The sequence below is a fragment of the Blastomonas sp. UPD001 genome (assembly GCF_003426715.1).
Classification (GTDB): Bacteria; Pseudomonadota; Alphaproteobacteria; order Sphingomonadales; family Sphingomonadaceae; genus Blastomonas.
Map to the genome: position 1 here is coordinate 337212 of NZ_QKVT01000001.1, position 10684 is coordinate 347895.

Annotated in this window: 8 protein-coding genes; 2 read left to right on the forward strand and 6 right to left on the reverse strand. The window is 68.6% G+C overall.

What is annotated here, in order from left to right; genetic code table 11:
- The 3 genes from DM995_RS01655 to DM995_RS01665 all read right to left on the reverse strand — a co-directional run.
- The coding region (locus DM995_RS01655; RefSeq protein ID WP_116970276.1) for a PAS-domain containing protein at positions 1–2267 on the reverse strand (2267 nt) is incomplete at its 3' end.
- A gap of 72 nt (positions 2268–2339) precedes the next feature.
- Positions 2340–4700, reverse strand: a complete 2361-nt coding sequence (locus tag DM995_RS01660; RefSeq protein ID WP_116968283.1) for a thiamine pyrophosphate-binding protein — start codon at positions 4698–4700, stop codon at positions 2340–2342.
- Between the two features lie 91 nt (positions 4701–4791).
- A complete protein-coding gene (locus tag DM995_RS01665) occupies positions 4792–5973 on the reverse strand; it encodes an efflux transporter outer membrane subunit (RefSeq protein ID WP_232823974.1) in 1182 nt (393 codons plus the stop codon).
- On the opposite strand from DM995_RS01665, the gene DM995_RS01670 reads away from it, so the two are divergent.
- Both DM995_RS01670 and DM995_RS01675 read left to right on the forward strand, forming a co-directional pair.
- Entirely contained in the window at positions 5945–6832 is an 888-nt protein-coding gene (locus DM995_RS01670; RefSeq protein WP_232823975.1) for a FecCD family ABC transporter permease, read from the forward strand. The genes DM995_RS01665 and DM995_RS01670 overlap by 29 nt on opposite strands.
- Positions 6829–7602, forward strand: coding sequence for an ABC transporter ATP-binding protein (locus tag DM995_RS01675; protein ID WP_116968286.1), 774 nt, complete (start codon positions 6829–6831; stop codon positions 7600–7602). The genes DM995_RS01670 and DM995_RS01675 overlap by 4 nt, the downstream gene beginning before the upstream one ends.
- Positions 7603–7608: 6 nt before the next feature.
- Here DM995_RS01675 and DM995_RS01680 read toward each other — a convergent pair whose 3' ends face one another.
- The 3 genes from DM995_RS01680 to DM995_RS01690 all read right to left on the reverse strand — a co-directional run.
- Positions 7609–8496, reverse strand: coding sequence for a cupin-like domain-containing protein (locus tag DM995_RS01680; protein ID WP_031317766.1), 888 nt, complete (start codon positions 8494–8496; stop codon positions 7609–7611).
- On the reverse strand, positions 8489–9673 hold the full coding sequence (locus DM995_RS01685; protein WP_157973038.1) for a GNAT family N-acetyltransferase: 1185 nt from the start codon (positions 9671–9673) through the stop codon (positions 8489–8491). The genes DM995_RS01680 and DM995_RS01685 overlap by 8 nt, the downstream gene beginning before the upstream one ends.
- Positions 9674–9896: 223 nt before the next feature.
- Positions 9897–10684 (reverse strand): sodium/proton-translocating pyrophosphatase (locus tag DM995_RS01690; protein WP_198669221.1); only part of this gene is annotated, 788 nt, incomplete at its 5' end.

Below are 10684 nucleotides of genomic sequence, written 5' to 3' on the forward strand. Positions count from 1 at the left end.
GCCTGGGCGAGCTGGCGGTTGGCGCTGCTGAGCTCCTGCGTGCGATCGGCGACACGCTGCTCGAGCTCGGACAATGTGCGCTCGAGCTCGTCGCGCATCCGCGCCTCCGTGGTGATGTCGGTAAAGCTGGTGACATAGCCGCCGCCGGGCATCGGCCCGCCCACGGTCTTGATGACGCGCCCGTCCTTGCGCTGCCGCTCGAAGCTGTGCGGCTGGCCGCGGCGCATGTGCATCAGCCGCTTCTCCACATGATGCTCGATGTCTTCCGACCCGAAATCGCCCAGCCGCGCATTGTAGCGGATCAGGTCCGCAATCGGCGTGCCCACGCGCACGAGGCCGGGCGGATAGCCGAATATGTCGAGATACTGGCTGTTCCACGCGACCAGGTTCATCTCGGCATCGACCACGCTGATCCCGGCATCGACATTCTCGAACGTGGCGGCGAGCAGCTCGCGCGAGAAGCGCAGCGACTGGCCGCGCTCGCCGAGCAGCCGCGTCACATCGGCCAAGCTCATCTGGCTGCCCGCGAGCGCCGAGGCGACCAGCGCGCGCGCCGAGGAGGCGCCCACCACGCGGGCGATCAGGTCGCGCGCGCGTTGCGCGGCGGCGCGGGTGATCGGCACGCCGGGCGCGGCATCGGGAAATTCCCGCTGCGCCCGTTCGGTGCCGACAAAGCTGGCGGTCAGCCGCGCGAGATCGTCGAGATCGCTGATCTTCTGCTGCCCGCGCAACTGCCACAACAGCGGCCGCGCCTGCACCTTGCGCGCCGCGACCAGGCTATAGGCAACCAGATTGCACCCCAGGCTCCACGCGACGCCGTGCACCAGCGGCGAGGCGTTGCCGATGCCGAACAGCCGCATCGGATCGGCGAATGTCCCTTCCAGCACGGCCAGCCAGCCATCGGGCAGGATCGGCGGCAGGGCCAGCGTGTAGAGCCACAGGCCGAAGCCGATCGAGAGGCTCACCCGCGCCGCCAGCGCATCGCGTCCGCCGCCCTGGGTCGCGAGGATCAGGTGCGGGGTGAACTGCGCCATCGCGGCAAAGGCGACCAGCCCGATCGAGGCCAGAGTGTTCTCCGCCGGGATCAGCAACGCCCAGGCAAGCGAGGCGGCGACGATGCCCAGGATCGAGGCGCGCCGCACGCGCAGCATCCGCCGCCCGAACGCGCCCTCCGCCGCATCCGATCGGTCGCGCTGCAGCAGCGCGGGGAAGATCAGGTCGTTCGAGACCATGGTGGCGAGCGCGGTGGAATCGACGATCACCATCGATGCTGCCGCGCTGATCCCGCCGATCAGCGCCAGCACCAGCACCCCGCCATTGCCCGCCAGCGCCGGGATCTGCAGCACATAGAGATCGGCGCCGGTATCCGCCTGCACCAGGCTGGCCCCGGCCAGCGCGATCGGCAGCGCCATGATCGCCATGATGGCAAGATAGGCGGCGAGACCGAAGCGCGCCCGGTGCAGCGCGCCGCTGTCCTGCGCTTCGACCAGCCCCATATAGAATTGCCGGGGCAGCGCGACGATCGCCATCGCGGAGATCAGGAAGATCACCGCAAACTCGACCGAAAGCCGCTCGGGCCGGAAATTGTCGGCGAGCAACGCGGCACCGCGGTCGACCGCTCCATCGGCCGCGCCCACCAGCAGCACGGCCGCGACCGCCGCCACTGCGGTCAGCGCAACGATCTTGATCACCGATTCGAGCCCGATCGCATAGACCAGCCCCTCGCTGCGCCCGGCCAGCTCGTAGCGGCGCGCGCCGAACAGGATCGCGAACAGCGCGAGCAGCCCCGCCGCGCCAATCATCGCCGCATCGGCCATCGGCCTGCCCGAGGCGAGCGAGAGCGCGCCGCCGATCGAGCGGAATTGCAGCGCGACATAGGGAATGGTGCCAACGAGCGCGATCAGCGTCACCAGCCGCGCGACGCCATTGTCGTGCCCGAAGCGCGCGGCGATGAAATCGGACACGGTGGTCGCCTGCTCTTCCGCCACGGCCTGGGCGAGCCGCATGAGGAAGCGCGGCGCGAACAGCAACAGGCAGATCGGCGCGAGATAGATCGGCAGATAGTACCAGCCATCGCGTACGATGCTGCCCACCGCGCCGTAGAAGGTCCAGCTCGAGCAATAGACGCCGAGCGCCAGCGTATAGGCGAGCTGTCGCAGCCACGGTCGTCGCTCGGCCTCATCGGCACGCCGCTCGACCAGTGCCGCCACCGCGAACAGCAGCAGGATGACCGCAAGCCCGATCAATGCCGCCGACGGCAGGCTCATAAGCTCCAGCGCTCCTCCCCCCAGCCCGGTCGGGCTCGTGACGATCAGTTTATGTCAGGGGCCCGAGCCCGGTCAATCGCGCCCGACGAACAGCTCCGCCATCGCATCGATGATCGCCTCGCGGTCGAGCCGATAGGTGCGATACAGGTCGGGCAGGTCGCCGGTCTGGCCAAAGCGGTCGGTGCCCAAAGGGCTGACGCGCTGGCCGCGAACGCCGCCGAGCCATGACAGCGCGGCGGGCGAGCCGTCGAGCACCGTGACCAGCCCTGCGCTCGGGGACAGTTGGCCGAGCAGCCGGGCGACATGGCTCTGGCCACCGGGCGTGCCGGTCCAGCGCGCGGACCTTTGCGCCGACCAGTCGCGGTGCAGCCGATCGGGCGAGGTGACGGCAAGCAGGCCCAGACCGGGAATGTCGTCCTTGAGCGCCTCCCACGCGGCGAGCGCCTCGGGCGCGACCGCGCCGCAATAGGCAATTGCGGCTTCGGCCCCCGGCGCGGGTTCGCGCAGCCAATAGGCCCCGGCAAGCGCGTCCGCCTCCCAGCCGCTGTCGGTGCGCGAAACCTGTTCGATCACGCGCGTGGTGAGCCTGAGATAGACCGACGCGCCATCCTTTGCCTGCATGTGGCGGAAGGCGAAGGCCATCATCAGCGCGACCTCGTCGGCGAACGCCGGCTCGAAGCTTTCCAGCCCGGGCTGGCCCATGCCGATCAGCGGGGTGTTGATCGACTGGTGCGCGCCGCCCTCGCCCGCCAGCGTGATCCCCGAGGGCGTCCCGACGAGCAGGAAGCGCGAATCCTGGTAACAGCCGTAATTGAGCGCATCGAGCCCGCGCGCGATGAACGGATCGTAGACCGTGCCTACCGGCATCAGCCGCGTGCCGAAATGCGGCGCTGAAAGGCCCAGGGCAGCGAGCGCGAGGAAGAAATTGTTCTCGGCAATGCCCAGTTCGATATGCTGGCCCGCCTGATGCGCTGCCCATTTCTGTGCCGAGGGGATCTTCACCCGCTGGAACACGTCGGCGAGTTCCTGCCGCCGGAACAGCCCGCGCTGGTTGACGAACGCGCCGAGATTGGTCGTCTGGGTGACGTCGGGCGCGGTGGTGACCAGCCGGTCGGCGAGCGGCGCGTCCGACTTGGCGAGATCGTGCAGGATCTTGCCGAACGCGGCCTGGGTCGATTGCTCCGCGCCCTCGGGCACCGGCAGCCGGTCGGGCAGCGGAATCGCGGGCGCGGCATGTTCGGCCTGCTTGCGCGCGATCGGGCTATCCGCAACGAAGGCATGGAGTGCACTCGCCAGATTGTCGCCCAGCCCCGACCATTTGCCCCATTCCTCGCCCGGCGCGATGCCGAGGGCCTCGCGGAAGCCCTCGATCTGCGCGCCGTTCATCATGCCCGAATGGTTGTCCTTGTGCCCGGCGAGCGGCAGACCATAGCCCTTGACAGTATAAGCGATCAGCAGCGTCGGGCGCTCGTCGTCCATGCTGTCGAAGGCGTCGAGCAGCGTCTCGATGCAGTGCCCGCCGAGATTGGTCATCAGCTGCGCCAGCCCCGCATCGTCGAACGAGCCGAGCAGTTCGGCCACGCCGCGCTTCCTGCCGATATCGTGCATCAGCCGCTCGCGCCACGCCGCGCCGCCCAGATAGGTGAGCGCCGCGAAATCGGCATTGGGACAGGTCTCGATCCAGTCCTCGAGCGCCTTGCCGCCAGGGCGCTGGAACGCAGCGCGCTGCAGCTTCCCGTGTTTCAAGGTGACGACGCGCCAGCCACAGGTCTCGAAGATATCGTCGAAGCGACGGAACATGCGGTCCGCCGTGGTCGCATCGAGCGACTGGCGGTTATAGTCGACGATCCACCAGCAGTTGCGCAGGTCGTGCTTGTAGCCCTCGATCAGGCATTCGTAGATATTGCCCTCGTCGAGCTCGGCATCGCCCATCAGCGCGATCATCCGCCCCGCCTGCTCCTCGCGCAGCTGGCCGTGCGCGATCAGATAATCCTGCACCAGCGACGCGAACGCGGTGATCGCGACGCCGAGGCCCACCGATCCGGTGGAGAAATCGACCGGAATGCTGTCCTTGGTGCGCGAGGGATAGCTCTGCACCCCGCCCAGCCCGCGGAAGCGCTCCATCTTCTCGCGCGTCTGCTCGTCGAGAAGATAATGGATCGCGTGCAGCACGGGGCCGGCATGCGGCTTGACCGCCACCTTGTCCTGCGGGCGCAGCGCGTGGAAATAGAGCGCGGCCATGATCGCGGTCATCGATGCGCAGCTCGCCTGATGCCCGCCCACCTTCAACCCGTCGCGCTTCTCGCGGATGTTGTTGGCATTGTGGATCATCCACGAGGAGAGCCAGCGCAGCCGCTGCTCGATCTCGGTGAGCAGCCGGACGGTCTCGGCGCGGCTTTCGTGGACGGCGGTTTCGGCGACCTTGGCGATCATGAGCGGGCGACCTCCTGGCTAATCGGATCGCCCCGATATGCGGGGATGGCGGCGCTTGCGCAATGCAAGAAATGACCGGCGGCGCGCCGGCTCAGCGCAGCGGCCCGGCCCCGCCCTCCAGCCGGTCGCCGAGCGAGGCGTGCAGATCGGCCACCGCGATCGCATAGGAGGCTTCGGCGAGCACCATCCGGTCGCGCTGGGCGAGCAGATTCTGCTCGGCGGCGAGCACGACATAGAAGTCGATCAGGCCGAGCTCGTTCTGGCGGCGCGCCTGCGCGGCGGCGATCTCCGCGGCTTCAAGCGCCTCGCGGTTGATCGCGATCCGCTGCTGGCTGGTGCGCACCGCTGACAGCGCGTTTTCGGTATTTTCCAGCGCGACCAGGATGCTCTGGCGGTAGAGCGCGAGCGCCTCGTCTGCCGCCGCCTTGCTCTGCGACACCTGCGCGCGCGCCGCACCGCCTGCGAACAGCGATTGCGCGATGCGGCCCAGCGTCTGGCCGATGATCGCATCGAACAGGCCCGAGGGCGTGGGGCTCAGCGTCGAGAGCGTGCCGCTCAGCGAGATCTGCGGCAGCAAGGCCGCGCGCGCTGCGCCGATCCGCTCGCCCGCCGCGAGCAGTCGATATTCGGCGGCGCGGACATCGGGCCGGTTGCGCACCAGATCGACCGGAATGCCGAGCGCGGGCAGCGCGGCAAAGCCCGGCACCTGCCCGGTCTTGCCCAGCAGATCGCCGAGCGGCGCCGAGGTTCTGCCGAGCAGCACCGCGAGCCGGTTGCGCAGCTGGTTGCGCTCGTTGCGCAGTTCGGGCTCGATCGCGCTCACCTGCAGATATTGCAGCCGCGCCTGCTGGCGGTCGGTCTCCACCGCGATGCCGAGCTGGTAGCGCTTTTCGACCATGTCGAGAATGTCGTGCTGGGTGCGCGTGGACAGCGCGACATAATCGAGCCGAGCCTCGACCGCGCGATATTGCACATAGGCGCGGATCACCTCGTTGCGCACGACGCGGCGGACATCCTCGAGATCGAACCCGGCCGCCTCGACATCGGCGCGCGCGGCTTGCGCGTTGCTGCGCAGCCGACCGAACAGATCGGGGTCCCAGCCGAGATCGATCTGCGCGCCGAATCCGTCGGGCCCTGCAGAGCCCGGCCCGCGCAGCGTCTCGCGCCCGTCATATTGCAGACTCGCCCCCAGCGTCGGCAGCTGCGCCGCGCGGGTGATGCGCCGCCCCGCCTCGACCTGCGCCATGGCGGCGGCCTTGCTGGGCTTTGGCACGCCAGGCGACATGCTGGTGGTCTGGCAGGTGCGGCTGCCGCGCGCGCTCGCGGCTCTGGTCGCGGGCGGGGCGCTGGGGCTGAGCGGCGCGGCCTTGCAGGGCCTGCTTCGCAATCCGCTGGCAGAGCCCGGCGTGCTCGGCGTGTCCGCGATGTCGGCGTTGTTCGCGACGGTGGCCTTGTTCTACGGGCTTGCGGCCTTCATCCCTTTCGCGCTGCCGCTGGCGGCGATTGCAGGCGCGCTCGCGGCGACCGCGATCATCGCCTGGGCCGCGCCGCGCACGCGGTCGGTGGTGACATTGATCCTGGTCGGCGTCGGCATTTCCAGCTTTTCGGGCGCGATCATGTCGCTGCTGATGAACCTTGCGCCCAACCCCTTCACGCTCGCCGATATGGTCACCTGGATGATGGGATCGGTCGCCAATCGCAGCCTCGACGACCTGGCGCTCAGCGGGCCTTTCATCGCCGCCGGCGCTGCTCTGCTGATCGCGGGTCGGCGCGGGCTGACCGCGCTGGCGCTGGGCGAGGAAGCGGCGGCGGGCGTCGGGCTCGACGTCGCGCGCCAGCGGATGCTGGTGGTGCTCGGCGCAGGGCTGGCGACGGGCGGCGCGGTGGCGCTGGCGGGCGCGATCGGCTTTGTCGGCATCGTCGCGCCGCATCTGGTGCGCCCCTGGGTCGGTCACGATCCCGCGCGCGTGCTCGCACCGAGCGCGCTGCTCTCCGGGCTGATCCTGATCCTCGCGGATATCACGGTGCGGATCATCCCCGGCGATACCGAGCTCAAGCTCGGCGTGGTTGCAGCGCTGATCGGCGCGCCGGTCTTCGTGATGATCGCGATCCGGCGGGGGGCAGTGCGATGAGCGACGCTGGTCTGCAGGTCACCGATGCCAGCCTGGCCATCAAGGGGGCGAGCTTGCTCAGCCACGCTGCGCTGGCGCTGGCGCCGGGCGAGCTGGTCGTGCTGCTCGGCCCCAATGGAGCGGGCAAGACGAGCCTGTTCCGCGTGGCGCTGGGTCTGGCGCGCCCCGACAGAGGCAGCGCCGAGCTGGCCGGATCGGACCCCGCGCGGCTGAGCCCGGCCGAGCGCGCCCGCGCGGTCACCTATCTGCCGCAGAAGCGCGATCTCGCCTGGCCGATCCGCGTGCGCGATGTCGTCGCCCTGGGCCGCTTCGCTTATGGCGCGGCTCCGGCAAGACTGGGGGAAGCGGATCAGATCGCGGTCGCGCACGCGCTTGCGGCGTGCGATCTCGCCGACCTGGCCGACCGCGCGACCGATACGCTGTCGGGGGGCGAGCTGGCGCGGGTGCATATCGCGCGTGCGCTCGCCTCGCAGGCGCCGCTGATGGTCGCGGACGAACCCGTCGCCTCGCTCGACCCGCGCCACCAGCATCAGGTGATGCGGCTGATCCGGGCGTTCGTCGATCGCGGCGGCGGCGCGCTGGTGGTGCTGCACGATCTCGATCTCGCAGCCCTTTTTGCCGACCGGCTGGTGTGGATGAGCGAAGGGCACACGCTCGCCAGCGGCAGCGTCGCCGAGACGATGACCCCGCACTGGATCGAAGCGGTCTATGGCATTGCCGCCACCGTCACGCGGAGCGACGGAGCGGTCCGCGTGCTGGTGGGGCGCTGATGGACGTCAGTCGAGCCCCAGCTTGCGCAGCGCGCGATAGCCGTACGACTTGACCAGGTTGTTCACCGGATAGCGGCGCGGCGGCGAGGGGCGGAAGCCGTATTTGCGCAGCACGCTGTTCATCGCATGCGCATCGGTTTCGGCATAGCTCCATTCCGAGCGCCAGGTGATCGACAGCGAGATCGAGGGCTTGTCGCCGTTGCGGACATAATGCGGCGCCATCACCGGCACGAAGATCGCCTGGCCGGGATCGAGCCGATAATCGGTGCCGTGCGGCGCAAAGCCATCGTCCCAGGGGAGATTGCGCGGGCCGCCGCCCGAATGATAGGCTTCGTGCGCTTCCGGCGCGGCAAAGCGCGGGTCGCCCGCCGGGAACACGGTCATCGTCTTCCAGCCGCGCAGCTGCAGCAGGATGTTGTGCTCGGGATCGAAATGATAGGGCGTCATCGATCCGGGCGAGGAGACGAAGATGAAGCCCTCGGGCCGCAGCATCGCGCCGGTGGTCTTGTCGGTGACGTCGCGCAATTCAGCGAGCAGGCTCATCAGCAGGTCGCGATAGGCGGGGACCTGCTCGATATTCTTGAGCACGCACCAGCTGTTGGCGCTGTCGATTCCGCGGATCGTCTCGCCGATGCTGAGCCCGGTCTTGGGCACGTCCTCGGGGCGGATGCCGATCGGCAAGTCGCCGCGATTATATTCGAGCGACTTTTCGGGCAGCGCCTCGCCCAGCTGCGCGAGCGATTCGAGCTCCAGCAGGGGATGCTGCAGCAGACCGTGGTTAAGGATATGCGCGGTTTCCGGATAGCATAGCGCAAAGCGCGCCTTGGCATCGTCAGTGAACACGCCCCCGGTGGTGGGCCGGGCGAAACCGGCGGGATGCGGCTGGTCAGTCATCGTCATTCTCCACGGGAGAGGAAGGGGCGGGCGCCGGGGCGCTGGCGGCGCGGCGGCGGTCCATGAAGCGTTCGCCCTGGCGGAAGGCGGCGAAAAGGGCAGGGCGGCCAAAGCCCTTGAGGCCCACCGAAACGCGCGCGACATGGCGGCGCTCGGCCCAGAGGCTGTCGATCATCGGATGGCCTTCGGCGGCGCAGCTGTCCATCCACGCGAGATCGTGGTCGCGCAATATGTCGAGATTGTCGATCTGCAGCAGCACGCCGGGCGAATAGCGCGCGAACGCCTCGTCGAACGCGGTCTTGAACGAGAAGCCGCCCGGCGGGCTGAGGAAATTGACCAGCATCGCGAGCGGCTTGCCGTCGAGCCGCATCGCGATCAGGTGCAGCCTGCCGGCAGCATGCGCGCGGTGCGTCGCTTCGAGGAACAGCGCGCGCGTTTCCGGCAGATCGGCGAGCGCCGAGCCGTTGCGCCCCTTCCAGCCCGATTGCTCGAGCGCAAGAAACTCGGCGAGCCAAGCATCGAGCCCGGCGTCGCCTGTGCCCTGCACGGTCTCGACCGTTCCCAGTTCGGCGAGCCGGTTGCGCAGCCGCGCGATCTCCTTGCGCTTCTTCTTGCGCACGACCGCTTCGTAATAGGCCTGGCCGGGCATGGCCGTCGCAAGCATCGCGCGCTCTTCGGCGAGCACGATGTCGCACGCGCGGCGCTGATCGCGGCAGAGCTGCTCGAGCGCGGCGAAGACCGGGCCGTCGGTGGCGATGCCATGCAGATGGAGGAACAGCCCGCTGTCCATGCGCCGGTCGAGATCGGCCAGCAGCGCCTGCCAGAAGGCGCGCTCGTGCCCCGGCCTGGCCAGCGGCGTCCCCAGAAAGCAGTTGGGGTGCCGCCAGTTCTGGCTGTGCGGCACCGGCCAGCGGCCATAATAAGCCTCGCGCGCGATCGGCATCAGCCCGACCAGCTGGCCGTCATCGGTCAGCGCGGCGATCCGCGCGCGTTTCAGCGTATCGCAATGTTCGATAGCCGACGCGAGATATTCGGGCGCATGGAAGATATTGGGTTCGCTCGCGTGATCGGCGAGCCGGTGCCAGGCGGAAACGAAGCCGGCGTCGAGCTGCGCCGGATCGAGCAGCGCGACTCGCAACCCCCCGTCCGCCGGTGTGACGGTAGGTGATCCAGCCATGAGCAGGCTCTGATCCATGCCGCTTCGCGTTCCTGCCAATGTCCGCGACAATCGCGGCCCCCCGCAGATGCTATAGGCAGGGAATGCAAAACAACAGCTTAAGTGGAATGGTTAACCCGTTAAGCGCGCCGCCCGGGCCTGGCATCACTGCCAAGAAAAAGCCCCGCCAGGCACAGGGCCGGCGGGGCGAGTTGTCGTTCAGATGTTCAGGCTATCGCAAGCGTCAGCCTGCGGCAAGCGCTGCGAGCAGCAGCAGCGCGACGATATTGGTGATCTTGATCATCGGGTTGACCGCAGGGCCCGCGGTGTCCTTGTACGGATCGCCCACGGTGTCGCCGGTCACCGCCGCCTTGTGCGCGTCGGAACCCTTGCCGCCATGGTTGCCGTCCTCGATATATTTCTTGGCATTGTCCCAGGCGCCGCCGCCGCTCGTCATCGACAGCGCGACGAACAGGCCGGACACGATCACGCCGAGCAGCAGTGCGCCGAGCGCGGCAAAGCCATTGGCCTGGCCCGCCACCGCCGTGATGACGAAATAGACCACGATCGGCGCCAGCACCGGCAGCAGCGAGGGGATGATCATCTCCTTGATCGCGGCCTTGGTGACGAGGTCGACGGTGCGGGCATAATTGGGCTTGGAGGTGCCCGCCATGATGCCGGGATTGGTGCGGAACTGCTCGCGCACCTCCTCCACCACCGATCCGGCGGCGCGGCCCACCGCGGTCATGCCCATCGCGCCGAACAGATAGGGCAGCAGCGCGCCGAGCAGAAGCCCGACGATCACATACGGGTTGGAGAGCGAGAAATCGACCGGCACCTCAGGGAAGAATTCCTTGAGGTCGGTCGTGTACGCGCCGAACAGCACCAGCGCGGCGAGGCCTGCCGAACCGATGGCATAGCCCTTGGTCACCGCCTTGGTGGTGTTGCCCACCGCGTCGAGCGCATCGGTCTTTTCGCGCACGCTGTCGTCCAGACCCGCCATTTCGGCAATGCCGCCGGCATTGTCGGTGA